The sequence below is a fragment of the Pseudophaeobacter leonis genome (assembly GCF_002087335.1).
Taxonomy (GTDB): Bacteria; Pseudomonadota; Alphaproteobacteria; order Rhodobacterales; family Rhodobacteraceae; genus Pseudophaeobacter; species Pseudophaeobacter leonis.
In genome coordinates this window covers 88630-114516 of sequence record NZ_MWVJ01000076.1, presented here as the reverse complement: position 1 = coordinate 114516, position 25887 = coordinate 88630, and the positions used below count along the sequence as shown (strand labels likewise).

At 59.2% G+C, this 25887-nt stretch carries 20 protein-coding genes, 1 other RNA gene, 2 pseudogenes and 1 riboswitch; of the genes and pseudogenes, 13 read left to right on the top strand and 10 right to left on the bottom strand.

The genetic code is table 11. The features are described 5' to 3' along the window. Positions 1–149: 149 nt before the first annotated feature. Positions 150–1147 (top strand): annotated as a pseudogene (locus B4968_RS17055) (NAD(P)H-quinone oxidoreductase). Between the two features lie 151 nt (positions 1148–1298). Here the strand turns inward: B4968_RS17055 and B4968_RS17050 are convergent. After that, the gene (locus B4968_RS17050; RefSeq protein WP_083100616.1) at positions 1299–1946 is read right to left on the bottom strand and encodes a ribonuclease T2 family protein; all 648 of its coding nucleotides are present in this window, start codon (positions 1944–1946) and stop codon (positions 1299–1301) included. A gap of 144 nt (positions 1947–2090) precedes the next feature. Here B4968_RS17050 and B4968_RS17045 point away from each other — a divergent pair, with 144 nt between their 5' ends. Together B4968_RS17045 and ltaE are read left to right on the top strand one after the other, a co-directional pair. Continuing rightward, positions 2091–2852 carry a DUF1013 domain-containing protein gene (locus B4968_RS17045; RefSeq protein WP_083100615.1) on the top strand — a complete coding sequence of 254 codons (762 nt, stop codon included), beginning with the start codon at positions 2091–2093 and terminating at the stop codon, positions 2850–2852. Between the two features lie 257 nt (positions 2853–3109). Further along, positions 3110–4162 carry a low-specificity L-threonine aldolase gene (gene ltaE / locus B4968_RS17040; RefSeq protein ID WP_083100614.1) on the top strand — a complete coding sequence of 351 codons (1053 nt, stop codon included), beginning with the start codon at positions 3110–3112 and terminating at the stop codon, positions 4160–4162. A 40-nt stretch (positions 4163–4202) separates the two neighbouring features. On the opposite strand, the gene recR is transcribed toward ltaE, so the two are convergent. Next, a complete protein-coding gene (gene recR / locus B4968_RS17035) occupies positions 4203–4802 on the bottom strand; it encodes a recombination mediator RecR (protein WP_083100628.1) in 600 nt (199 codons plus the stop codon). A 539-nt stretch (positions 4803–5341) separates the two neighbouring features. On the opposite strand from recR, the gene B4968_RS17030 reads away from it, so the two are divergent. Continuing rightward, on the top strand, positions 5342–5548 hold the full coding sequence (locus tag B4968_RS17030) for a cold-shock protein (protein ID WP_009809887.1): 207 nt from the start codon (positions 5342–5344) through the stop codon (positions 5546–5548). Positions 5549–5721: 173 nt separating this feature from the next. Here B4968_RS17030 and B4968_RS17025 read toward each other — a convergent pair whose 3' ends face one another. Both B4968_RS17025 and B4968_RS17020 read right to left on the bottom strand, forming a co-directional pair. After that, positions 5722–6066 (bottom strand): YbaB/EbfC family nucleoid-associated protein, encoded by a 345-nt coding sequence (locus tag B4968_RS17025; protein WP_083100613.1) that lies wholly within the window; start codon positions 6064–6066, stop codon positions 5722–5724. A gap of 157 nt (positions 6067–6223) precedes the next feature. Beyond that, a pseudogene (locus B4968_RS17020) lies at positions 6224–8080 on the bottom strand (DNA polymerase III subunit gamma/tau). Positions 8081–8275: 195 nt separating this feature from the next. On the opposite strand from B4968_RS17020, the gene B4968_RS17015 reads away from it, so the two are divergent. Then, positions 8276–8821 carry a protein-tyrosine phosphatase family protein gene (locus B4968_RS17015; protein ID WP_420916543.1) on the top strand — a complete coding sequence of 182 codons (546 nt, stop codon included), beginning with the start codon at positions 8276–8278 and terminating at the stop codon, positions 8819–8821. 83 nt (positions 8822–8904) lie between these two features. Here B4968_RS17015 and B4968_RS17010 read toward each other — a convergent pair whose 3' ends face one another. From B4968_RS17010 to nudC, 3 genes are all read right to left on the bottom strand, one after another. Continuing rightward, positions 8905–9315 carry a hypothetical protein gene (locus B4968_RS17010; protein ID WP_083100612.1) on the bottom strand — a complete coding sequence of 137 codons (411 nt, stop codon included), beginning with the start codon at positions 9313–9315 and terminating at the stop codon, positions 8905–8907. A 105-nt stretch (positions 9316–9420) separates the two neighbouring features. Beyond that, positions 9421–9652, bottom strand: a riboswitch (cobalamin riboswitch). 217 nt (positions 9653–9869) lie between these two features. Then, positions 9870–10337 carry an SRPBCC family protein gene (locus B4968_RS17005; RefSeq protein WP_083100611.1) on the bottom strand — a complete coding sequence of 156 codons (468 nt, stop codon included), beginning with the start codon at positions 10335–10337 and terminating at the stop codon, positions 9870–9872. Positions 10338–10405: 68 nt separating this feature from the next. Further along, positions 10406–11392, bottom strand: a complete 987-nt coding sequence (gene nudC, locus B4968_RS17000; protein ID WP_083100610.1) for an NAD(+) diphosphatase — start codon at positions 11390–11392, stop codon at positions 10406–10408. A 345-nt stretch (positions 11393–11737) separates the two neighbouring features. Here nudC and B4968_RS16995 point away from each other — a divergent pair, with 345 nt between their 5' ends. The 7 genes from B4968_RS16995 to B4968_RS16965 all read left to right on the top strand — a co-directional run bounded on the left by B4968_RS16995 (position 11738) and on the right by B4968_RS16965 (position 21096). Beyond that, complete coding sequence (locus B4968_RS16995) at positions 11738–13618, top strand: 5'-nucleotidase C-terminal domain-containing protein (RefSeq protein ID WP_083100609.1); 1881 nt, start codon at positions 11738–11740, stop codon at positions 13616–13618. 189 nt (positions 13619–13807) lie between these two features. Further along, positions 13808–13906, top strand: an RNA gene (ffs, locus tag B4968_RS16990) — signal recognition particle sRNA small type. Between the two features lie 598 nt (positions 13907–14504). Then, positions 14505–15407 carry an ABC transporter permease gene (locus tag B4968_RS16985; protein WP_083100608.1) on the top strand — a complete coding sequence of 301 codons (903 nt, stop codon included), beginning with the start codon at positions 14505–14507 and terminating at the stop codon, positions 15405–15407. A gap of 17 nt (positions 15408–15424) precedes the next feature. After that, a complete protein-coding gene (locus B4968_RS16980) occupies positions 15425–16396 on the top strand; it encodes a sugar ABC transporter substrate-binding protein (protein ID WP_083100607.1) in 972 nt (323 codons plus the stop codon). A gap of 66 nt (positions 16397–16462) precedes the next feature. Then, positions 16463–18592 (top strand): ABC transporter permease, encoded by a 2130-nt coding sequence (locus B4968_RS16975; RefSeq protein WP_161492603.1) that lies wholly within the window; start codon positions 16463–16465, stop codon positions 18590–18592. A gap of 3 nt (positions 18593–18595) precedes the next feature. Continuing rightward, entirely contained in the window at positions 18596–19609 is a 1014-nt protein-coding gene (locus tag B4968_RS16970; protein ID WP_083100605.1) for a hypothetical protein, read from the top strand. Further along, a complete protein-coding gene (locus B4968_RS16965; protein ID WP_083100604.1) occupies positions 19606–21096 on the top strand; it encodes a sugar ABC transporter ATP-binding protein in 1491 nt (496 codons plus the stop codon). Before B4968_RS16970 ends, B4968_RS16965 begins: the two co-directional genes overlap by 4 nt. Before the next feature lie 41 nt (positions 21097–21137). Here B4968_RS16965 and B4968_RS16960 read toward each other — a convergent pair whose 3' ends face one another. The 3 genes from B4968_RS16960 to B4968_RS16950 form a co-directional block, all read right to left on the bottom strand. Continuing rightward, positions 21138–23051 carry a helix-turn-helix domain-containing protein gene (locus B4968_RS16960; RefSeq protein WP_083100603.1) on the bottom strand — a complete coding sequence of 638 codons (1914 nt, stop codon included), beginning with the start codon at positions 23049–23051 and terminating at the stop codon, positions 21138–21140. A 174-nt stretch (positions 23052–23225) separates the two neighbouring features. Beyond that, entirely contained in the window at positions 23226–24086 is an 861-nt protein-coding gene (gene trhA, locus B4968_RS16955) for a PAQR family membrane homeostasis protein TrhA (RefSeq protein ID WP_338153298.1), read from the bottom strand. Between the two features lie 117 nt (positions 24087–24203). Then, entirely contained in the window at positions 24204–25037 is an 834-nt protein-coding gene (locus B4968_RS16950) for a prephenate dehydratase (RefSeq protein ID WP_083100602.1), read from the bottom strand. A 121-nt stretch (positions 25038–25158) separates the two neighbouring features. Between B4968_RS16950 and B4968_RS16945 the strand changes: the two genes are divergently transcribed. Further along, a complete protein-coding gene (locus B4968_RS16945; RefSeq protein WP_083100601.1) occupies positions 25159–25665 on the top strand; it encodes a c-type cytochrome in 507 nt (168 codons plus the stop codon). Positions 25666–25887 lie beyond the last annotated feature (222 nt).

Sequence of the window (25887 nt, the reverse complement as noted above, 5' to 3'; positions counted from 1 at the left end):
CCATTGCTGCGCTGGCGGATCACGGTGGGGGTAGCAAAATACGACGACCGCATGTGGCATAAGCTTTGGCCAGATCCCTGTCCAGATACATGGGGCGGTCAGATGGCCAGACAGATGAAACCGACTGAACAAAAGATAAGGATCCCCGCATGAGCGAAATGATGCGCGCCATTGAGATCTCGACCCCCGGCGGGCCAGAGGTTCTCACCCTCACCCAACGACCCATGCCATCTCCGGCGCATGGACAGGTGGTGCTGAAAGTTGCCTATGCCGGGGTCAACCGCCCCGATGCGTTGCAACGCGCGGGTGGTTAGAACCCGCCCCCCGGAGCCAGCGACCTGCCAGGTCTTGAGGCCTCTGGTGAAGTGGTGGCTCTTGGGGCCGGGGTCACGGGGCTGGAGATTGGCGACAGGGTCTGCGCCCTGCTGCCTGGCGGTGGCTATGCGGAATATGTCGCAACCCCGGCGGCCCATTGCCTGCCGATCCCTGATGGTTTGAGCCTGAAACAGGCGGCCTGCCTGCCTGAGACCTGCTTTACCGTCTGGTCCAATGTTTTCACTCGTGGTGGCCTCAAGGCCGGTGAGCGGTTCTTGGTGCATGGTGGCTCGTCCGGGATTGGCACAACGGCGATCCAGCTGGCAACAGCGCTGGGCGCGCGGGTCTTCACCACGGCTGGCTCGGATGCGAAATGCCAGGCCTGTCGCGATCTGGGTGCAGAACGGGCCATCAACTACCGTAATGAGGATTTTGTTGAGGTGCTGCGGGCCGAAGGCGGCGCTGACCTGATCCTCGACATGGTGGGCGGTGACTATATACCGCGTAATATCAAGACATTGGCTGACGATGGGCGGCTCGTCCATATCGCCTTTCTGTCTGGCCCCAAGGCCGAGCTGAACTTTGCTCAGATCATGATGCGGCGGCTGACAGTGACGGGATCTACCCTGCGCCCGCAAAGCGATCTGGCCAATGCGCGTATCGCGCAGGACCTCTATGAGGTGGTCTGGCCGTTGATCGAAGCAGGCAAGCTGGCGCCGGGGAGATGGACAGCGAATTTGCGCTGGAGGACGCCGCAGGTGCCCATGCCCGGATGGAAAGTTCAGGCCATATCGGCAAGATCGTTCTGAAGGTCGCGGGCGATTTGGATTAACCGGCTTTCGCGCCTCAGATCGTGGCCTCCAGGAGGCTCTTGCCCTGGGGTGAATGAGTGCACAAAACAAAGGCGCGCCGGGCGATGCGGGCGCGCCTTTTTCGTTTTGGCGGCGCTGGTGGCAGTTTGATTCTATCGAGCCAAAACAGCGCTACCGTACAGGGGTGAAAATCGCGTCCTTCAGCGAGCAATCTCTGATCACGTCACGCCCGCAGGGCACCGGCTGCATGTCGCGGGACAGGCATAGGCGGACCTCTTGGATGTGATGATCGCGGCAGGTCACGGTGACGCTGTCTTTGTCAAATTCTTGATTGGCCTGCAAAAACGCCTGTTCCACCAGATTGGCGGGCAGGGTCACAGAGCGCTGCAGTTTGCGAAAGATCGCCGGGCGGTTGATGCTCTCGTAGGCGCTGCGCGACAGGGCAAGATAGTCGGTGGCGCGCAGGCCGGAACAGGTGCCGTGTTTCTTCCACTGGTGCCAGGCCAGACCGGGAGATCCCATGATATCAGCCATTTCTGCGGTATCACTGCGCCGGGGCGGCGCTTCGGGCGTGCGGCAATAGCTGGGCCAGCCCCGGTGAAACTGTGGCCAGAGCCCATGCAGGGTCCAGCCGTGGTCATGGCGCGGATGGCATTGGTCGGATCGCTTGCCGTCGCCTTCGATCTCGCACCAGTTGGGCGACCAGCTGAGAGCTAAAACGTAGTAGTCAAATTCACCGGCTTTCTCACCATCGGCAAAAACGGCGGAGGTGGACAGCCCTGTGAAGGCCAAAATAGCTGCTAGCAAGAACCTGCGCATCGCCTCTTTCCTTATGAAATCAGCGCGACTATATAGGACTGAAGTTCCCCGACAATGGAAACCGCCCCCAAAACACCGGGGCAGCCTAATTCAGGCGACGGGAAAGATGTATGCCGGGACAAGAAGTTGTAAGGAGATGAGCACATGGCAAAACCATTGATGGCCAAGGCGACCGCCGTGTGGCTGGTGGACAATACAACGATCAGCTTTAAGCAGATCGCAGATTTCGTCGGCATGCACGAGTTGGAAATCCAGGGCATTGCCGATGGCGATGTGGCGACAGGCGTCAAGGGGTTTGACCCGGTCGCCAACAATCAGCTGACCCAGGAAGAGATCGACAGCGCCGAAGGCAATCCGCTGCACAAGCTGAAGATCAAGTTTTATGCCGCAGCCGCCGGTGAAGAAAAACGCCGCGGTCCGCGCTACACGCCGCTGTCCAAACGTCAGGACCGGCCCAACTCGATCCTGTGGCTGGTCAAGTTCCACCCCGAACTGTCCGATGGTCAGATCGCCAAACTGGTTGGCACCACCAAGCCGACCATTCAGTCGATCCGCGAGCGCACCCACTGGAATATTTCCAACATGCAGCCGATCGACCCTGTTGCTCTGGGCCTGTGCAAACAATCCGAGCTGGATTCGATCGTGCAAAAAGCCGCCGCGAAAAAAGCCGCCGAAGGTGGCGTGATGAGCGACGATGAGCGCCGCAAGCTGGTCTCTACCGAGCAGTCGCTTGGCATGGACACAGAGCCCAAGATGCCCTCTGGGATTGAAGGCCTCGAAAGCTTCACCCTGGGCGGCGGCAACGCGCGTCCCTCGTCGACGAACCCGATTGCGGATGCGGACAGCTTTTTCAATCTGCCCGACGCAGATCAGGACGACGATGAGGATGAAGACGCCCGCGGCTGATCTGATCGCGCGCCTCAGTTTTTATTAAGGCCATGCCCCGTGGGGTGTGGCCTTTTTTCATGTTCAAACCTGACCCCGCTGATGCAGCCTCAGCGCGCACATCATTCGCCGGGACAGTCAGATGTAATGGGCTGTCAGAGACACGATAAAGACCCCAAATAGTGCGCAGGCCCCAATTGTAACCGGTGCAATGATCTCTTTGTCTTTGGGCGATGCTGCTTTTAGGGTGACGCAACACTCAAAAGCAGGAGAGCGCCATGAACCAATATGCAGGCATGACCCAGGCCGAGGGGCGCAATCATCCGATCTGCGATCTGCGCAGTGATACTGTGACCCGGCCAGACGCCGGTATGATGGCGGCAATTGCCGCTGCTGATCTGGGGGACGACGTCTACAGAGAAGACCCACAGGTCAATCGCCTTGAGGCCAGTCTGGCCGAGCGTTTGGGCAAGGAGGCGGGGCTTTTTCTGCCAACGGGGACGCAAAGCAATCTGGTGGCGCTGCTGGCGCATTGTGGCCGCGGCGAAGAAATCCTGGTGGGGGTCGACTACCATGTGAACAAATACGAGGCCGCCGGGGCCTCGGTTTTAGGCGGTATCGCGCTGTGCCCGCTGCCAATCAGCGAGACGGGCGCGCTGCTGCCCGAGGCGATCCGCGCGGCGGTAAAGCCAGACGACAGCCATATGGCGATCAGCCGCCTTTTGTCGCTTGAGAACACCCATAACGGTCAGGCCATCTCGCTGGCGCAAACGCAGGCCGCCGCCGATGCTGCCCGCGCATCCGGTCTCGCGGTGCATCTGGATGGCGCCCGGTTCTTCAATGGCATCGCGGTGCTGGGCTGCGCCGAAGGTGATTTGGCAGCCATCCCCGATACCCTGTCGATTTGCCTCTCCAAGGGCCTCGGCACCCCGGCGGGATCGGTTCTGGTCGGGCCAAAGGATCTGGTCACGCGGGCGCGGCGCTGGCGCAAGATGCTGGGCGGCGGCATGCGTCAGGCCGGCATTCTGGCGGCGGCCGGGCTTTATGCGCTGGAGCACAATGTGGCCCGTCTTGGCGAAGATCATGCCAGGGCCGAAGCGCTTGCTGCGGTGCTGCGCAGGCTGGGGGCAGGGCCGGTGACACAGGCCAGCAATATGGTCTTTTTCACCCCGCAGGACGGGTGCAATGCGGCACTGCAGGCCCATTTATCACAAAGCGGAGTGGTGATTGGTGCAGGCGACAGCGGCCCGATCCGTCTGGTGTTGCACCGTGATGTCAGTGATGCCGGACTGGATCTTGTGACAGAGGCCCTGCAACGGTTCTACAGTTGAGCCGGCCAGCCAGCCCTGACGGGGCAAAAGCACGCGGGGCCTAGAGCGCCTTGCGTGCCTTCAGCGCGGCAGTGATCGTGCCATCATCGAGATAGTCCAGCTCGCCACCGATGGGCACGCCCTGCGCCAGCGTGCTAAGCTGCGCCTGGTTCTCCAGCTGATCTGCGATGTAATGGGCCGTGGTCTGGCCGTCGATGGTTGCGTTGAGCGCGAGGATCACCTCTCTGACGCCCTCGCTGGCGACCCGGTCCACCAAGCGTGGGATGCGCAGATCTTCGGGCCCGATGGCATCCAGCGCCGACAGGGTGCCGCCCAGCACATGATAGCGACCTTTGAACACCGCAGCCCGCTCCATCGCCCAAAGATCCGAGACCGTCTCGACCACGCAGATCTCGCCATTGGCGCGGCGCTCGTCGCTGCAAATACCGCAGATATCGCTGGTGCCCACGTTGCCACAGTTCAGGCATTCACGGGCGGTTTCGGCCACCGTGCTGATGCACTCGGCCAGCGGCGAAAGCAGCAGCGCCCGTTTGCGAATGAGGTGCAGCACAGCCCGCCGGGCCGAGCGTGGCCCCATGCCGGGCAGTTTTGCCATCAGTGCAATCAGGTTCTCGATGTCGCTGGTGCTGTCGTCGGTCATGCTTTGGTCCTTTGCGCTTGCCGCATATAGGCGCAAAGCCAAGGGCGGCTGCAAGGGGTGTGAATGATCTGGCTGCCAGTTGTCTTTACGTAACGTCCAAATGCAGCGCCCCATTGACCCAAAGAGGGCTGCGAATCAAGTGGGCCGGAGTCAATCTGTTGGGATACTTAAGAAGGTGCCGGCAGAGATTTTGCCCTCTCTTTACGCGTGTGCGTCAAAATTTGTGCAACTCAAAGCTATGCGGAATTCCGCTGAATGCATCCATTTTGGGGCAAGGTGAATTTTGTTAAGCTATTTGTTTTATTGTTAAAATCATCACATTCTGACAAAAATAACACGGCTTCACCGGGTGGCAGGGCGACAAGAGCTGGCATCATATTCTCTCTTGAAAAAAAAATCCCTTGCGCGCATATAGAGCGGGCTAACGTTTTTCTTTTTCGACCACTGTCTCCCGTTTACGGCGCTCAGTCTTTCGATCCAGACCTACCACGCCGGGCTGTCGCACCTAAGCGGACAGCAAATTACAGGAGACTACGGACATGGCTTCAGGCACCGTAAAATGGTTTAACTCGACCAAAGGTTTTGGCTTTATCGCACCCGATGGCGGCAGCAAAGACGTATTTGTTCACATTTCAGCTGTTGAGCGTTCCGGTCTGACCGGTCTGGCCGACAACCAGAAAGTGACTTTTGACATCGAACCCGGCCGCGACGGTCGTGAGTCCGCTGTGAACCTCGAACTGGCGTAAGCCTTTTCCGAGCCAGAATTTGAAACGCGGTCTCCTGTCTGGAGGCCGCGTTTTTTTGTGTCTGCTCTCGTCTCACCCGGGCGGGCACAGATCCGCCGCCAGGTTGACAGGCCACAATGAAAAAAGGCGTCCTCATCGGAGCCGCCTATTGAGCGATGTCGCTGTGCTACGTATTAGAACGGCAGCTTGATATCCTTGGGCAGGCCCATGCTCTCGGTCAGGCGGGCCATTTCTTCCTGCGCTTTCACCGTGGCTTTGGACTGGGCGTCCTTGACGGCGGCGAGGATCAGATCCTCGACAACTTCCTTGTTGTCGCTGGTGAAAATCGAAGGATCAATGTCGAGCCCCTTGAGCTCACCCTTGGCAGAGGCGGTTGCCTTTACCAGGCCGGCGCCTGCTTCGCCTGTGACCATGACATTGTGCAGCTCTTCCTGCATCTCTGCCATTTTGGTCTGCAGTTCCTGTGCCGATTTCATCATCTTGGCCATATCGCCAAGACCACCAAGGCCTTTAAGCATAGTCTTCTCCTATTTGCGGGAGCGCAGCGCGCCATACGTCATTAGGGCACATATCGCAATTGCGAGCGCAATGAACAAGTGGGGCAGGGCAATGAAGCCCTCTTTGATGGCGATGCCGTTAAGGTCATTCACCACAGCTCAGGCGCGTGTTCCAGTATCAGTCTTCCTCGAAGGGATCCCATTCGTCTTCCACTTCGGGCAGGGCCTCGGCCTCAACCTCGGCGGCCAGTTCTTCGGCGGTGCGGATGCGGGTGATTTTGGCCTTGGGAAAGCTTTCGAGCACAGCCTGAACCAAGGGATGCGCCCGCGCTTCGGCACGCAGCGCATTTTCTACGGCGTTTTCACGCTCGGTAATGGTCTCGCCGCCGCCCTCGTTTTCAAGGGAAATGATCCAGCGGGCCTGGGTCCAGTTCTGCAGCTGCTGTCCCAATCGTGCGGCCAGATCCTTTGGCGCGTCCTGAGTGGGCTGGATAGTGATCCGGCCCGGCTGGTAGGACACAAGGCGCAGATAGGTTTTTACATATTCAAGCAGCAGCCCGTCTCGTTTGAGGCGGATAAAGCGACCACATGTTCAAAGGTCGGATAGCGCGCCAGCGCCTGCAGGGTTTCGGGCGCCAATGCGGTTGCCGCTCCAGAGCCGCCCTGCAGACCCGAGGTACCATGCGCCGCACCACCTGATGCCATATGTGCGCCGCCCGGCGCGCCAGTATCTCCCGCAGGGGCTCCCATCGCCTGGGTTGCGCCCTGTCCGGCGGAAGGCCCGCCAGCATAGCCGCCGCCATTTCCCAGGACCACCATTTGGGCCACCACTGGGGGCACTGGGCGCACTGGGGGGAGGGGTGCTTTGCAACTTGCGGATCAGCTCTTCCGGGCTGGGAAGATCAGCCACATGGGTCAGGCGGATCACCGCCATCTCGGCCGCCATCATGGCGTTGGGGGCGGCGGCGACCTCTTCCAGGGCTTTCAGCAACATTTGCCACATCCGGGTGAGCACCCGCATTGGCAGGGCCTCGGCCATTTGCTGTCCGCGCGCGCGCTCATCCGGGCTGACGGTAGGGTCATCTGCTGCATCCGGGGTGATCTTCACCACCGAGACCCAGTGGGTGATTTCAGCCAGATCGCGCAGCACGGCCAGCGGGTCAGCCCCTTCTGCATATTGAGAGCCAAGTTCGGTGAGGGCTGCCGCCGCATCGCCGCGCAGGATCATATCTATCAGGTCAAGCACCCGCCCCCGGTCGGCCAGACCCAGCATGGCGCGCACCTGATCGGCGGTGGTTTCGCCCGCGCCATGCGAGATGGCCTGATCCAGCAAGGAGGTCGCGTCCCTGGCCGAGCCTTCGGCGGCGCGGGTGATCAGCGCCAGCGCGTCTTCGTTGATCTCGGCGCTCTCAGCTGCGGCGATCTTGCGCATCAGGGCAATCATCACCTCCGGCTCAATCCGGCGCAGATCGAACCGCTGGCAGCGCGACAGCACCGTCACGGGCACTTTGCGGATTTCGGTGGTGGCAAAGATGAATTTCACATGCTCCGGTGGCTCTTCCAGAGTTTTCAGCAGCGCGTTGAACGCACTGGTCGAGAGCATATGCACCTCATCGATGATGTAGATCTTATAGCGGGCCGAGGCGGCGCGGTACTGGACCGAATCAATGATTTCGCGAATGTCGCCAACACCGGTGCGGCTGGCGGCATCCATCTCCATCACATCGCCATGGCGCCCCTCCATGATGGCGGTGCAATGTTCACAAGCCCCGCAGGGCTCGGTCGTCGGCTGGCCGGTGCCATCGGTGCCGATACAGTTCATGCCCTTGGCAATGATCCGCGCGGTGGTTGTCTTGCCGGTGCCGCGAATGCCGGTCATGATAAAGGCTTGGGCGATGCGATTGGTTTCAAACGCATTTCGCAGGGTTCTGACCATGGCGTCCTGGCCGACAAGATCGGTAAAGGTCTCGGGGCGGTACTTGCGCGCCAGAACCTGATACTGAGTTTGGCTGGTGTCGCTTGTGCTGTCGTTCATGATGTCTCTTGCCGGATTCGGAAGGCGGGATCGCGCGTGGTGCAAGGTACGCGGGCAGACGGGCTTCGTCCACCGCTGTTGACAGGCTGGGTGACAGACTGGGTGACAGGCCGGTTGACCGAGGGGGGCTTCTCAGGCCAGTGTTTGATGCCTAGAGGGCGCAGGCGTGCAAATTGGCGTGGCCCATGGCTGGGTCTGCGCGGGAGGAGTAACGTGGGTGATGACATCGACAGCAGGGATGTAAAGCCTCTGACGCTGCACGCCCTCTCTGTCTCAAACGGGATACTGGCGCTGTGTCCTCTGCCCGGTGCCGGTGGCGACTACGCGGGAGATATGGACCATCTGCACGACTGGCTGCCCGGGCTGGTGATTTCGATGACCTCTGAGGCAGAACATGTCGAGGCAGGTGCCGCGGGGCTGGGGCAGGACTTCCCGTCGATGGGGTGCCGGTGGCACCATTTGCCGCTGCCGGACTTTTCTGCGCCAACGCCGGACATGTTGGCGCGATGGTCTGAGGTCAGCGGCCTCACGCTGCAGGCCTTAAAGGGAGGCGGCCGCGTTCTGGTACATTGTAAGGGGGGCTGCGGACGGTCTGGCATGGTGGTTTTACGGCTGATGATTGAGGCCGGCGAGGGGCGTGAAACCGCATTGCACCGCCTGCGCGCCGTGCGCCCCTGCGCTGTGGAAACGCAGGCCCAGATGCAGTGGGCGCTGGCGGCCGCCACGCGCGCCTCCTCATAGAGGGCCGCGAATAGAGGTCGCGAAAAGATTTGCCTTGCGGCCTTTTGCTGCCGCAAAACAACCTGCGGCACCTGCCTTGGCTGTTACAGCATCGCACTGGTGTCTTTAGGGGCTGACGGCTGATGCCGAGGCTGGGGGCGGACCTCGCCAAAGGCACAGGGGCGCTGCGTTATCCCGGTGGTGGGGGACCCCGGACCTGCGGTCATGAGGAGCGTGTCGGCAAACAGGTCCAGCTCGGCGGTGTCTGCCGCTGGGGTGACATCGCAAAACACCCGGACACGGTCATGCGTGGCGACAAACCGTGCCGGGCAGTGCCGGGCGCAGCCGCCCAGAACGCTGTCGCCACTAACCTCGAAATCCGCATCCGTAACCGTGCGTGCTTTGCTGAGGGCGTGAGCCAAAGTCTGCAGCATCTTTGTCAGGGCCGGGCAAGGGGCACCCAGATGCATGCATGTGGTTTGGGAGAGGTGATCTGAGTCGTCGGCCTGTGTCATAAGCGCCCTCCGCGCAGGGGCGGGGATCCGGTTTTGGCAGACGTCAAGGGGCCCCATGTGGAAAATAGCCCATCTCACGTACCCGCCAGGACTCCCCGTCCAGTTTCGAGTGGTCATGCGATGGCAGGTCTCCTGACTTGCGGGTCAAGGCGACTTCGGTCCTTCCCAGCTCAGGGGCTTATCCCCTGTGCCAGTGGCTGTTCCGACGCGCTCTCCGCCTACAGTTGCGGGGGCAGTCACGGAGTTGGCCAGGCTGTAAGAGCCAGGTCGCACCGCGTTCCCTTTTCATCCCGGACATAAAGCTGATGTCGCGAGAACCATCTTCCTAATGGCTACAGCCGCCGACATTGAGTCGTCAATCCTGTTTTGCCGCCAGTTTTGCCGCCAGTTTTGTCAATGGGCGAAGCTGATCTGCGCTGCTGTGGAGGGGTGCGTGGGGCTGGGGGCTGTGCGGAGGGCGCTATAGAATGGGCAGGCCTGACTTTGTCTTTGTCGCCACGGGGGGGAGGAGGCTGGGACTAGCGGCACTCAGGCGCGGCACTCAGGCGTTGTTCTCAGGCGCTGCGGTTGAGACGCTCTTCGGTCAGGCTGGCGAACTCAGCCACCCGATGCTTAAAGCGGCGGTTGGCCTTTGAACGCGCCAGTTTGAGCGATTGCAACAAAAGCCGCCCCGAGAGGGTCTTTGCCTTGAGCTTGACCGTCACCGAAAAGCGCGTGCGCTGAGGGGACAGGGCCAGAAGCTCGATCTGGCCGGAGCCCTGCAGGGCGGCGCTGTCACCGTCGAGACTGATCTTTGTGCTTGGCTCATAAGAGGAAACCTGCAACCGCATTTCGCGCGGCTTGCCACGGAAATCGGTGCGTACATCCCAGGCCAGACCAACCTGAGGTGTGATATCGTCGCTCAGGCGTTGTACGTCGACGCCCCGCCGGATTGCAGATCGCTCAAAGCTGGCAAAATCGGAGATCGCTTCAAACACCTCGGAGAGGGGTGCGTCTACGTCCTCTTTGCTCGATAATTCCATGATATACCCCCTGCCTTTTGGTCAGCTCTTAGTACTGATTATTGCGTCTCAGAGATAGGGTAATCTTCTTAATCCAAAGTGTCCGCAAGCCAGTTCTCAAGGAGAAAATGCGCAATCGCGCCCTTTCTTGCGGGTTTGAGGACCGGGTGCTCGCCTGCAAAGACAGTCATCATATCCTGACGGCTGACCCAGATTGCATCTTCGATTTCTTTCGGGTCAATCGTGATGTCCCGGCTGGTGGCGCGGCCGCTGCAGCCAAACATCAGCGACATGGGAAAGGGCCAGGGCTGGCTCGAGAGATAGCCAACCTCGGAAACTGCAACGCCGGTCTCTTCAAACACCTCGCGCCGCACGGCGGCCTCAAGAGTTTCGCCGGGTTCGACAAATCCGGCCAGCAGCGAATACATGCCCGCAGGCCAGCCGGGCGAGCGTCCCATCAGCACATCATCTCCATGGGTGATCAGCATGATGACAACCGGGTCGGTGCGGGGGAAATGCATCGCCTTGCAGGTGGGGCATTTGCGTTGCCAGCCGGCCTGGCTAACCTCGCTTTTGCTGCCACAGCGGGCGCAGAACTGATGCGACTGATGCCAGGACAACAGGGCCTTGGCCGTTGCGGCCAGTTCTGCCTCCAGCGGGGTGAGCCGGGCCATGATCCGGCGCAGCTCGGCAAAAACATTACCGGAGGGCAGGTCGGGGTGTTGCTGTTCGCTGAGATCGGCAAAGCTGGCCAGGGCCATCTCATCCAGCGCATCAGGCTGCCAGTTGCCCAGATCACAGGCAAAGAGCTCTGCACCATCCGGCCCGGCCCCAAGGTAGAGCGCGGTGGCGCGATGCGCGTCAGCCAGCGGGTGCGCGGCTGTGATCCAGGCCAGCCCGTCCGGGCCGCGATCCGGGTCAGAGCGCTGGCTGAGCACCTTGCCACGCCAGGTCATCAGGATCCTGGTGCCGGCAGCACTCCAGGCAGAGTCGAGGGCCGCAGGGTCTTCCCGCAGCTGCGCCTTGCGATCCAGTCCGCCACCACCGCCAAAGGTTACCTGTTCTGCACGTTTCATCCGCAGCTCCCTGCTGTATTTTGTGGCACCAAACTGTGGATGCGGTCCCGGCTTGGCTTGCTGTGCACCGTGATGCCTCCTTGTGGCATAAAAGACCAGAGTTTCGCTGCGCGAAGGTGCACAACGCGGGGTATGAGCCGCGAGCATTGCTTTTTGTCCCGCCTGCCTTGACTTTAAACGCGCTCCAACTAGCTGGTCTGCAACGTGGTTATTTTTTCTTAAAGACAATGTAATTGTTGGCTTTGCAAATCCATGAAACGCTGTTTCAAAGGTGAGGCAGCTCTCAGAAGGGGGCGGGGGAGGCAAGAGATTGGAACAGGCAGTGACAGCTGCGATTTCAGCATTATGACAGATACGGTATCTTCCGGGCGCGAGGGCCGCGCTCTGTTGCGCATTCTGGCGACAACGGATTTGCACAGCAACCTGCTCAGCCATGACTATTACGCGGACCGCGTTGATCCGGGCGTTGGTCTGTCGCGGCTGGCCAGCCTGATTGCTGAGGCCCGTCAGTCGGTCGAGGCGCTGGGCGGCGCCACCCTGCTGCTGGACAACGGCGATGCGTTGCAGGGATCTCCTATCGGTGAAGCCGCCCTGAATATGGATCGCACATTGGCCCCGGATGCGCCCGCCCCCGTCCACCCCCTGATGGCGGCGTTTGCAGCGCTCGACTATGATGCTTTGGGGCTGGGCAACCACGATTTTAATTTCGGCCTGCCGGTGCTTCAGGCTGTTTTGCAGGATGCGCCCTGTGCGGTTGTCTGCTCGAACATGCATGCGATTGGACCCGAGCGCGTGCTGCCCTTTGTCAAAACCACCATTGTTGAGCGTGCGTTTGCGGCTTTGCCAGAGGCGCCGGTCCTGCGCATTGGCATTCTTTCGGTTTTGCCACCGCAGACGATGATCTGGGACGCGCATCTGTTGCAAGGCAAAGTGCAGGTGCAGGACATGGTAAAGGCGGCGGCCGCCAGTGCTGCCGAGCTGCGGGCTGCGGGCTGCGATTTGGTTGTGGCGCTGGCTCATACCGGGGTTGGCGGTGAACACGCGGTACCTGAGATGGAAAACGCTCTGTATCCCATTGTGGCAACGGCCGGGATTGATGCCGTGATTGGCGGCCACACCCATCTGGTGCTGCCCGACCCGGAACATGCCTTTGCCAAACCGGTGGTCATGCCGGGAGCGCATGGCTCTCATCTGGGTCAAATCGACATTCATTTGCACCATGACGATGCGGGCTGGCGCATTGACACCTGGCGCGCCAGTGCCAAACCCATCGCGCGGCGGGATGCCTGGGGTAAGTTGACGCCTTTGGCGTCAGAAGACCCGGCACTTTTGCAGGTTCTGGCCGAGGCACATGGCCAGACGCAGGCCCGTATGAAAGAGCCAGTGGGGCGTAGCAAACAAGCGCTGCACTCGTATTTCACCTTTTTTGGCGAGGACCACGGTCTGTCCCTGGTGGCCTGCGCGCAGCTGGCGGCGGTGCGCCCGTTGCTCGAAGGCACCTCTGCGGGCGTTCTGCCGCTGCTTTCTGCGGTATCACCGGGTAAATTCGGCGGCCGCTCCGGGCCAGAACACTATACTGACATTGCAGCAGGGGATCTTTGCATGCGCAATGTCGCGGATCTGCAGATTTTCCCCAATGCTCTTTGGGGCGTCATGGTCAATGGGGCGCAGCTGCGCGACTGGCTGGAGATGTCGGCGGGAATGTTCAACCAGATCACGCCGGGCTCGCGCAATGTTGAGTTGGTCAACCAGGACCCGGCCGGCCATAATTTTGATGTGCTTTTTGGCGTGGAATACGAAATCGACCTGTCGCAACCGTCGCGGGTTTCGTCTTCGGGTCTGTTGATCAACCGCGAGGCGCATCGGGTCAGGAATTTGCGATGGAACGGGGTGGATGTCACCAGTCAGCAGAACTTTGCGGTGGCGACAAACAGCTATCGGGTCAGCGGCGGCGGCAACTTTAAAATGGTACAGCAGGCCGCGCGGCTGCAGCTGCCCGCGATCAAGGTCAGGGATGCGATCTGCGACTACGTCGCCGGTCATGTGGCCAAAGACCGCCTGGAAGAGGCGCGTTTCCCCTGGCGTCTGGCCGGGCTGGAGGGGACAAAGATCATCGCCTTTACCGGCCCGGTGGCGCGCAACTATCTTGCAGAGTTGCCCGCAGACCTGGCCGAGGATCAGGGGATTACGCCAAGTGGCTTTTTGAAACTGCGCCTGACCCTTTAGTTTATCAGCCTCTGCAGTTTACCTGGGCGCTGCAATAAACTTGGCCCCTGTGGAATAGCTGCCTCTGGACAGCAGTGTCTTTACGCGCTGTTTTCAGGGCTTTTGAGGGCATGCCTGTCAGGGGCGGTTTTCCATGGGCACAGCTGCAATGCCCTTGTCATTGCGCCATTCTCTGCCTATATTTCGAATCGAGAGGTTGGCGCGGGCAGGCGCCTCGCCAACCTGGTCAGATCCGGAAGGAAGCAGCCACAACGAGCCCCGCTTGGGTCGATGTCCAACCTCTCACCTTATCCTCCCTTACGTTTTGAAGCTCGGAAAACCCTGCCTGCAGGTCTATGCCAATGCGCTGGATAAACCCACAGAAAATGCGGGTTAGCTCGTCGGCAAAGCGTGGCCTGGCATTTCTGTCCTGTGTCGCTGCAGAGGCGTCTGGCAAACCGCGTGGTTTCAGGCAGGGCAGCCTCCTGGAATGTATGATGCATACAGGTGAACGTCAAAAAACTAGAGCCTCCGCACATAGTACATCCGATCGGTGAATGGTCAGATGCCCGCATACGGACACGCGTTTCAATGGCGCGCTTCCAGAGGGGGACTGATGATCAATTTAGGAAACGTGGTAGCCTTTAGGGCAGCTGTTGTACGGTGTGAAATGCCCGCTGGCGCCTATGAAAAGGCTGGCTCCTGTGAGCAGACAGGCCCCTGTGAGCAGACAGGCCCCTGTGAACAGACAGGCCCCTATGAACAGGCGGGCCCCTATGAACAGGCGGGCAGCCCGTTTTTGGCAAAGCACCTCTCGTTCGGGGTGAACGCAAATGGCTGATCTGGTCTTGCGCTACAACAAAAACAGCTTGCTTGAATACATCGTGATGGCGGCAACGGCTCTCTGGTGCTGTTTTTTTCGCTATTTGTTGATGGGTTTGCCAACCTGGGCAACTTCAAAGTGATCGCCTCCAATTCAGCGGCGCTGCTGATGCTGAGCTGCGGCATGGGGGTGGTTATCATCTCTCGCGGGCTGGATCTTTCTATTGTCGCGGCGATGGTTGCCGGGGCGGCAACCTTTGGCATTCTGACCGTGGCTGGCTGGTCTGTGTTTCCGGCCTTTGTGGTGACGGTTTTGGCTGTTCTTGCAATTGGCGTCTTTAATGGCTGGCTGATTGCCTATGTCGAAATTCCAGGGATGCTGACAACCCTGGCCTCCGCGATGGTGATCACCGGTTTCTTTCGCTACGAGGTCCTCAACGGCGAATACCTCTTGATGCTCCCGAGCGATAGCCGGGCGGTCCAGCTGTTATCGGGGGATGCCCCTGCGATCCTGGCTGTGCTGGTGTTTATCGCGAGCTGGTTGATCCTGCGCTACACTACAATGGGGCGGGTGACCTATGCCCTGGGCGACAACGCCGCTGCGGCGCGCCTGTCAGGGCTTCCTGTCCGGCTGACCACCCTGGGGATTTATGCCTTTGCCGCCCTGACAGCGCTTTTTGCAGGGCTGGTGGTGGCTGCGGCCAGCAGCACGGTCGACTTTCGCATTGTCACAAACGGCAGCCTGCTTTTTGAAGCGATTTTGGTTGTCGTGCTGGGCGGCATCCCTCTGCGCGGCGGGCGTGGCGGCATGCGCAACATTCTCGTGGGTCTCGCGCTGATCGCCGTGCTGCGCAACGGCATGACCCTGCTGAATCTGACAACCCAAACTCAGGACATGTTCAAGGGTGTCGTCCTGCTCATCGCTATTGTGATCGACAACTACATCAACCCTAGAGACACCGAGAACGACACGGTTGGGGATCTATAACTTTGGAGGAGGAAACTATGAAAACAACAACCAAAACAAGGCTTTTGGGTCTGGCAGCAAGCGCAATTCTGGCGACAGGCTCTCTGGCACATGCCGAAAGCAAAATGGCGGGAAAGAGCGTTATCTTTGTTCCGATCACCATGGGTATCTCGCTGACTGAGGCCTGGGCCAAGCGGATGAAAGAACACGCAGAAATCGGCGGATATACCGTTGAGATCAAAGATGCGGCGCTGAATACCGGCGTGATGTCGGAACTTCTTGCGGCGGCAATTGCGCAGCGCCCGGACGTTCTGGTTGTCCATAACCCAACTGTTCAGCTGCTCGCGCGGCAGATCAAGCAGGCCGAAGCCGCAGGCATCAAAGTTTTGCAGCTGAAACTGCAATCCAACCAGCAGTCCTCTGCATTTACCGGTGCCAACTGGACCCGCATCGGGACCGAAGTCGCCCAGGATATCGTCAAAGAATGCGGCGCGGGCAGTGGGAAATCCGGCAAGGTCGCGATCATTCCGGGCCAGCTCACGGCGGCGGACAGTGTTTTGATGAACGAAGCCTCTTTCAAGGTCTTTGCCGAACACCCTGAAATTGAAGTTGTGTCCAATCAGGCCTCCGACTGGGAGCCGGAAAAAGCCCGTCAGATCACCGCGACAGTGCTGCAACAAAACCCTGATCTCTGCGCCATCTTTGGCCATTGGGATGTTCACACCATGGGCGCGGGCGCCGCTGTCAAAGATGCAGGCAAGCAAGACAGCGTTTTGGTCTATGCCACCGGCGGTGGCGATGCGGATGCGTGCAAAGCCATCGAAGACGGCATTCTGGATCGCGAATGGAGCTATGACGCAGACGGACAGGGCCGTGATGCGGCCACGATGATCGACTTGCTGTTGCAGGGGGTCACCTCAGCTGATGGCTCGATGATTTCTGTTGAGTCGCCTCTCAAAGTTATCAAGGCCGGTGAGGGCTACCGGCCCGATCTGTGCTTCAAGCTCTAAGGCACAGGCGGGGCCCCAATGGCGGGCCCCGCACCTTTTCCCATGCGTCCGACTGATGGAAACAACGTGAATAATTCAATTAAGTTTAACAGCTTAACGCGGTACAAGGTGCCGCGTCTGGTCCTGTCTCCACGTCGGATCTTTTCCGATATTCTTTCCAAAGGCTGGGTGGAAAGTGCCATCCCTCTTTTGGGGTTCCTCGCCGTCGTGATCACCATTGCGCTGACCACCGACTCGTATTTTTCAGGCTCTAACATGCGTATTCTGGCGCTTTATGGCGCCGATACCGGATTGGTGATCCTGGCGCTGCTGATTGTCGTGGCTGTGGGCGGGCTGGATTTATCGGTGGGATCAAGTCTGGCCATGTCCGCCTTTGTCGCGCTGTATGGGTTTCACATTCTGGAATTACCGGTCCTGCTTGTGCTTGTGATGAGCGTGGCAAGCGGTGCGGCGGTTGGTGTCGTGAATGGCGTTCTGGCCGGGTTCATGGGCTGTGGCGCATTGCTCACGACCCTTGGCACAATGATCACGGTGCGCGGTTTGTTTACCCTGGCGTCGCAGGCCAAACTGGTGGAAATTTCATTGAGCGCCCGCTCCGATGATCTGTGGGATTGGGTTGGGTTTGCGCAATTCATGACATTGCCGGTGGTGTTTTGGGTGCTGGCCTGTGTGGCATTGCTGACATTTTTCATGTTTCGGCAATCCCGGTTTGGCTGGCATATTCTGGCGGTCGGCGGCAATCGCAAGGCGGCGCGCAATGGCGGGATTGGCGTCAAGAAAACGATCTTTTCGGCCTATGTTCTGGCGGGGGCGATTGTTGGCCTTGCCGGCTTTATCTATGCGGCGCGGCAAAACAGTATCGCCGCAGATACCGGGATCGGGCTGGAGTTCTTTGCCCTGACAGCGCTTGTGGTTGGCCTGGGCGGCTTTGTGCCCGGGCGCGGTGCTGTGGTCTCGGTTCTGCTGGGCTTTGCGACGATCTATTTTATGAACAATGTGCTGGTGAACTCGGGCTTTCGGGGTGATTTTGTGCAGCTCGTGATGGGCAGTGTCATTATCGTGATCCTCGCCATTGATGTGCGGTTTCGCAAAAACCGCCATCGTCTGCTGGCGGCCACATATCTCGACCCCGTGGCGCTAAAACTGCCGCCTGTTCAGAACATGACGGGCCTCATGCCCTCGGATCTTGCACCAAAACTGGCGGAGGCGACGGTTTTGGGCTCAGGCGAGATTGACGGCCCGGAGGATGTGATCCTCGACGCCGGGGGCAATCTGTATTGTGGCACGCGCGATGGGCGCATCATGCGCCTTGCTGCCCCGGATTTCACCGAAATCACGGTGCTGGCCAAAATTGGCGGCCGTCCGCTTGGGCTGGCGTTTGATGCCGCGGGCGATCTCATCGTCTGTGTGGCTGGCATGGGGCTGGTGCGCGTTGGCCTGAACGGCGATGTTGAGCTGTTGAGCGATCAGACAGAACGCAGCCTCGTTCAGGTGCAGGATGATACCAGCATTCGCATGGGTGATGATCTGGATATTGCGCCGGATGGCACCATCTACTTTACCGATGCGACCAAACGATACGACATGGAGAACTGGGGGCTCGATCTTTTGGAGGGGCGGCCAAACGGGCGGCTGCTGAGCTATGATCCCAAGACGAAAAAAACCCGCACGGTCTGTGACAATCTGATATTTCCAAACGGAGTGTGCCTGACCCACGATGGTAAACATCTTTTGGTCGCCAGCACCTGGACCTGTTCAATTCTGATCTTTGATCTGGCAGATCTGGCGGCAGGCCCCCGCGTTTTCATGAGCGGGCTGGCGGGCTATCCCGACAATATCAACCGCGCCTCAGATGGCGGCTATTGGATCGCGCTGGCCGGCATGCGCAACCCGGTGGTCGACCTCGCAATGAAGCTTCCGGCGCTTCGCTTGCGCATGTCAAAGCAGGTGCCGCCAACCGACTGGCTGTTTGGCAACCTCAACATCGGCGGCGTGCTTAAGGTGAACGGCACCGGCGACATCAAGGATGCGCTTTGGGACAGGGCCAGCGGACCGCTTTATATGATCACCTCGATGCGGGAACATAAGGGGGCACTGTACCTGGGCGGCGTGAACAACAACAAGATCGGGCGGCTTGATCTTCCGGGTGCAGACCCGGACTGGACCGGCCCGAACCGTTATCGGAAGGAGAGCTGAACGATGTTTTTTTTCCGCAAAAAGATGGCGCCACCCCCGTCCCTGACGCTGGAAGGCTCACTTGGCCCCAATGATCGTCTGGATGAGGCCGATGCCATCCCGGTTACCGCACCCGAAACAATCTGCGTTGCAGGTGATGCGCTGTTGATTTCCTCCGGGCGTGATCTCTACCGCCTTGAGGCATGGGGCGCGCCGCTTGAACGGGTGCAGAGCTTTGAGGCCGATATAACAGCCCTCACCGCCAGCCCTGAGGGGCAAATCGCTGTGGTCCTTACAGGCGGCCAGCTGCAGGTCTTTGGCGGCGAGACGCCCTGGAGCGCGCCGCAGCTGAACGGTGTCGCCGACCTTGTGTTCCTGTCCGAAAGCGAGCTTGCGGTGGTGGAGCACGGCTACGCCGAAGATCAGCCGGTGCTCTCTTATGCGCCCTGGGACACTGCGCGGCGCGGGCAGGTGCTGGCGGTTCACCGCAATGGCAGCACCCGGCGCCTTTCAGAGGCGTTGCATTGTCCGATGGGCATCGTCGCCGCTGGTGAAGCGCTCTGTGTTTCGCAACTGGATCAGGCCTGCATTGTTGAGGTCGAAGGCGCGTTGCGCCAGCAGGGCTTTCCGGCCTATCTGGGCAGACTGTGCGAGACCAGAACCGGCTATGCCATTGCCTGTCTGTCGCGCCGCAACCCGCTGATTGAATTTCTCAAAACCGAGAAATCCTTTGTTCGGATGATGAAAGAAACCATTGATCCGCGCAACTGGATCGCGCCGCGCGCCACACCAGAATTCGCCCATGACTTTCCGATGGCGCTGGGCGCGACACGGCTGTTTGGCGAAATAAAACCCTGGGCTCCCTCCTTTTCCTATGGGCTGATCATCGAAACCGACAAGAACTTTGTGCCTGTCGGGTCGGCCCATTGCCGTGCAAACGGCCACCGTCACGCGATCACCGATGTTGTGGAGTGGAACGGCGATTTGATTGCGGTCTCCCGGGCCAGCGGCGAAATTCTAAATCTTGGTGCAATATGACCTCTCAACCCATTATCCGCTTTGAAACTGTGACCAAAACCTACGCAGGAACCGCTGCGTTGGACGCCGTCGATTTTGAGCTATACCCCGGCGAAATTCACGCGCTCGCGGGCGAGAACGGCGCGGGCAAATCAACCCTGTGCAAATTGATCGCCGGCGGGATCGAACCCTCTCTGGGCAAGGTCTTTATTGACGGCTCTGAGGCAACCCTGAAGGCGCCAAAGGATGCCAGCCAGCTGGGCATTTCCATGGTCTATCAGGAAACCAGTCTGGTGCCGCAGCTGACGGTTGCGCAAAATATGATGCTGGGGCGCGAACGCACGTTCAACTCTGTGCGCCGGGTGCGCAATACCGCGCGGCAGATTTTGCAGCGGTTGAATTTCAATATTGACCCGTCGCAACTGGCAGGCTCGCTTTCTGCGGCAAAGCGGCAAATGGTCGAAATCGCCCGCGCCGTGCTGAATGATGCCCGCGTTATCATTTTTGATGAGCCAACGGCCTCTTTGACACCTGAAGAAACCGAACATCTGTTTGATCTGATGAAGACGCTGCAAGACAGGGGCGTGGCGATTATCTTTATCTCACACGCCCTGGAAGAAGCGCTGTCCTATGCCGACCGGATCTCGGTTTTGCGCAACGGGCGCCTGATCACAACCGGGCCCGCAGGCCGCTTTGATCGTGCGGATTTGATCCGGCATATGATTGGCGAAGACCTGACGCCGCAAGCCACCCCCGCAACAGCCCTGAAACGCACGGCAGTTCCGATCCTGCGGGTTGAAAACATCCGTATGGCCAGCATGGTCAACAACATGTCCTTTTCCGTGTTTCCCGGCGAGATCACCGGTATTGCCGGGTTGATTGGATCCGGGCGCAGTGAAATCGCCCGCGTTATTGTTGGCCATACCAAGCGAAATTTTGGCGGCGGGCGCATCTGGCTGAACGGCCGGGAGGTAAAGTATACCCTGCCAGCACAGGCGGTGCGCGACGGGATTGCCTATATCAGTGAGGATCGCAAACTGGACGGCATGTTTGACAATATGAGCGTCGCGCAAAACATCGGTTTGGGCTGGATGGCCAAGTTTGGTCGCGGCAAAATGGTTGCACCGCTGGCCAGGATGACTGCGGTTGCGCGCGACTGGTCAGACCGGCTTTCGATCCGGCGGATCGGCGCGGACCAATCGGTCATCTACCTGTCGGGTGGCAATCAGCAAAAGGTGGTTATTGCAAAATCTCTGGCGCAAAAGCCCAAGCTGGTGATCTTTGATGAGCCAACGCGCGGCGTTGATGTGGGGGCAATTGCTGAAATCCGCCAAATCATTCGCTCTTTTGCCGAAAGCGGCGCAGGCGTCATTCTTATTTCTTCTTACCTGCCGGAAATTTTGGATCTTTCTGATCGGGTGCTGGTCGCCAAAAGCGGCACTATCGCGGCTGAATTCACCCGCGAACAGGCAAGCGCAGAGCGCATTTTGCATGCCGCTATTCACTGATCTACGGGCCACTGATCTGCGGGCCGCTCGTCAACAGCCTGCTACTCAACGATGTCATTCATCCGCAGCGCTATATGTAGCTCCAGCGCGGCCACCGGGTCGTCCCAGCCGCCGGTGATCTCGCGCAGGGTTTCCAGGCGTTGGCGCACCGTATTGATGTGAAGACCCATCTGCGTGGCGGTGCGGGCAATGTTGTATTGGCACTCAAAAAAACAAAGCAAAGTCTGCTTTAGCCGGGTCTTTTGCTTTGGGTCGCGCTTGTCGATGGGCAAAAGGATTTCACCGACATAGCGCGCGATCCTTGCCGCATCGCCGACCTCAAACAGTTTGGCAAAAAGATTGACCTTTGAGTGCTCCACAAACCGTTCAAACCGGCCCATTTGCTGCAACACGCGCAGGGCTTTCATGATCTTTGCATAGTGCGTGGCGGCCTGGGAAATGTCCGGGAAGGGCTCGGAGATGATACCGCCAAACCTTTGCTCGCCAGCAAGCCCGCCCACCAGGGTGTGAAGCGTCCCAGCAGGCCCGACTGCGAGGTAGATGTCATCGGTGAAATCCACCAGTAGCTTGAGCTGTGCAGCCCGCTCACGCAGCGCGCTGAATTGGCGCGGCAGCACCGCATCCGGTATGCAGACACCCGCCATCTCGATCGACTGGTCTGCTTGCAGGCCAAGCCTTTCGCGCACAGAATCCAGCGTCGTTTGATCCGGGGGATTCATCATCGTCAGATGTTGCAGCAAGGTCGACGAGGCGATCAATTTGTCGGCGTGGCGCTTTTCTGTCCACAGCTTTGCAACAGCAAGCAGGGCGGCGCTGCGCTCAAGATTGCGCAAATCGATGGCGTCTAACGTGTTGTGATGAAAAACAATCAGGCTCTTGCCCTGCGCCGTTCCTCCGTGGAGCGCGATAGCCAGGCATCTGGCACTGCCCTTTTTCGCCAGCACCACGGCGCGCCCGGTCTGACGGGATTTTGACACCGCAGAGGTCAGATTTATGTGGTCAATGCCGCGCAGCAATGCGCCGCTCTCAAGCGCGCCTTTAAAGGCGGGGGAGCCGTATTTGCCAAGCACCCGAAGCGAGCGATCAGTCAGGAGAACCACGCCCTCAATCTGGTTGGCCATATGCTGCATGAGCACGGGTGGGTCGGCCCCCCGGGTCAGCAGGGAGGTCAGCTCATCATGGGTGGCGGCAGAGGTTTGTATGCGGTGGATATGATCCGTCAGGGTGATGCGGGTGCGTTCTGCGTCATCCAGCGCGTCCGAAAGCATCGTAAAGGCGCGGGCATTGCGCATGGCAACACCTGTGTGCAGGACAAAGGATCCGAGAACCGAAATTTCGCGACCCGAAAGTTTTCGGCTATAGCGATCCGCAACAAACAGGATCCCCTGTACTTTGCCGCCAGAAATGATCGGAAAACCCGCCAAGGATACGATCTTTTCATCCGACAGCACCTGATCAAGGTCGCTCATGTGCTCAAACCGGCTGTCGTTCAAATAGTCCTGCGTGTCGAAGACGCTTTTGCTCCGCATAACAAGGCTCACTGCGCCCCCGTCCAGGTGGGACGTCATTTCTGCTATGGCTGGTGACAAATGGCCTTCGGCGGTGACGGTTCGAAACCGCTTGGAGGTCTCGTCCAGAATGGTCAGCCATGCGACATTGGCCCCCACAAGGGCGCGGGCGCGGCTCACAATCATGCCGAGCAAGTCCTGCAACGACAGGGTGCTTGAGAGGTCATAGACAGTGTCGATCAGGAGATTCAGGCTGCGTTCCGTCGGGCCACGTTCGCGGACACCCTGCGCCAGAGCGGTCAGCATGATGCGGATCTGATCAAAGGTTTCGGCGGCGTCTGGCTGGTTGCGAAAAGAGGCGATAGCAGAAGAAATGCCTTCCTCGTCCTCGCCGCGCGAGACCTTTTCCAACGCATCAATCCAGAACGAAAGCGCTCCATCGGTCATTTTGGCCCTGCTTCAAATAGTGGAGACAAAAGCCATGGTGAAAATGGATTTCATCGCCATGAAGGTGGAGATTTGATCATGTGTACTATCAAATAAGAACGAAAATTTACGGAAAAAATCAAGTTTTAATTGAGGATGTGTATCTAGCCTTTTGGATTTTCGTGAATATTTTGTTCATTTGTACTGATAGTTTTCACCCCGAGGCAGGAGGCCTTCCTCAAGAGAGCGCAGCAGCCAGGGGCGGATGCAAACAGCTCGCCGGGAGCCTGCGCGCACTTCTCTTTTTGACGCTGGGCGCAGGCAGGAGGAGGGGGCCGGGGGCAAGCGGGGGGTGCAGAGCGCGGCGCTGCTGTGGTGCGGGCAGGGCTGGCAGGTTGGGCTCAGATCACGAGGCCCTACTGGAAAAGGGCGATCCAAATCCCGGCATACATAGATATCCCGCCCAGATTGACCCAGACGTGCCAGACAGGATAGCGGAAGGGCATGCTCTTGCGGGTGTAAAACCCGGTTCCGATGACATAGCAGCCGGCGCCGACAATGATGCCACAGCGTTGCTACCGGGACATTTGTCAAATCTGGCAAGGCGCACATTCCCAGCGCCCCCAGCCCCAGATACGAGGCCGTCGACCAGCGCGATTTGACGGTTTCATGGGTGATCTTGTTCCAGACAGCCAGCGCGGTCAGCCCCCAGCACAGCCAAAGCAACGTCAGGGTCCAGAGAGTGTCGGCCTGAACAAAAAACGGCGTGAAGGTGCCCGAAATGCTGGGATAGATTGCAGCGTGATCAATCCGCCGCAACAGTTTGCGCCGGTCATGCCAGGGCGCGAAGTGGTAACAACAGGAGGCCAGATTTGAGACAAGCGCGCAGGCCACATAAAGCCCGGCAGCCAGGGCAAGCCGAACCTCCAGCTCGGCACTGGCCTTAAACACCAAAAAACCACCCGCCGTCAGGATCAGGAAAAGTCCAACAGCATGCACAGCTATGTCAGCATGGCGATGGGACTGCGCGGCGCTTGGATAGGTTGGTGCGGTCATTGGGAACTCTGGCAAAGTGAACTCTGGCAAAAGACCAGATGTCGATAGGGCCGATTTGGGCCAGAGTCCATGCTTCCGGTGCGTCAGCCCTGCGCAGGCCGGTGGCGGTCGGCGGCGCTAGTAGCGGCCGTTGTCGGCCGGGTAGACGCCCAGAATCTCCACATTGGTGGTGAAATAGGCCAACTCATCCATGGCAAGTTGCACGTTTGCATCATCCGGGTGGCCTTCGATATCCGCATAGAACTGCGTTGCGGTGAACGATCCGTCGACCATATAGCTCTCGAGTTTGGTCATGTTGATGCCATTGGTGGCAAAGCCGCCCATGCCTTTGTAGAGCGCCGCCGGAATGTTGCGAACCTGAAAAACAAAGCTGGTGATCATGCCGTGCGCGCCCCGGCGGCTGGTGTCGGGCTCGCGTGACATAATAAGGAATCGGGTGGTGTTATCGCCGCGGTCCTCGATCTTTCGCGCCAGAACCTCCAGGCCATAAATCTCTGCTGCCAACTCGCTGGCCAGCGCCGCAGTATGGATGTCGCCCGCTGCGGCAACATCACGCGCCGCCCGTGCGTTATCGGGGCTAACGCGGCCCAAAATGTTGTTTTTGCGAAGAAAATCACCACATTGTGGCAGCAGCACCAGATGTGATTTAGCCTCGCGAATGTCTTCCAGCCTGGCGCCGGGCACGGCAAGCAGGTTGATATGAACCCGCACAAAGGCCTCGTCGATGATGTGCAAGCCGCTATGGGGCAGCAGCCGGTGGCTGTCGGCGACCCGACCATAGGTCGAATTCTCTACCGGCAGCATGGCCTGATCGGCCGCGCCCGAGCGCACAGCCTCGATGACGTCCTCAAATGTGCCGCAGGGAAGCACGTCCATGTCGTGGCGCGCATTGCGGCAGGCCTCATGACTGTAAGAGCCAAGCTCTCCCTGAATAGCAATTTTTCCGGTCATTCGGTGCGACTTTCCTGCAAAACTTCAACAAACGGGCATTTCGTCGCGTTGTCTATACCTTGCCACTGACGAGTGGAAGCCTTAGACAACGACCCAGACAGCTAAAACGGACACGCGATTCATGTTTGACACGATGACCCTAACCAAAGCGACTGCCGGCCTTTGTGGCTCGTTCCTGGTGCTTCTTCTGGGCCACTGGGCCGCGGATGTGCTCTACTCGGCAGATGCGCACGGTGAGCAATCTTATATTATTGAAGTTGAAGAGGCGGGCGGCGCCCAGGAAGAGGTCGCTGAAGTCAGCTTTGATGAGCTGATGGCCTCTGCTGACATTGGCAAAGGTGCCAAGGTCTTTAAGAAATGCGCCGCATGCCACAAAATCGAAGACGGTGTGAACTCCACCGGTCCTTCGCTCTATGATGTTGTTGGCCGGACCCAGGCCGCTGAGGATGGTTTCGGCTATTCCGGTGCCCTGGCCGGACTGGGCGGCACATGGTCGGCAGAAGAGCTTGATGCCTTCCTGGCCAAACCCTCGGCCTATGCCTCTGGCACTTCGATGTCGTTCAGCGGTCTTAAAAAGCAAAAAGACCGCGTGAACCTCATCGCTTATCTTGACAGCCTCGACGGCTAATTCAGGTCTGATCCCGGGATCAGCGGAACAGATACCAAGGGCCGCGACCTGTTTCGCGGCCTTTTTTGCGTTTCGCGCCAGCTGGCGCCGCCTGTCTGATACCTGTCCCACCACTGGCCCCACGACGGTTTCTGGAAAAGGGCGTTATCACGCCGTTTCGATCCGTTGAGAGCCGCGATGACGCATTCTCAACTTGAATGTTACCACCTGCGGCCATTAGCG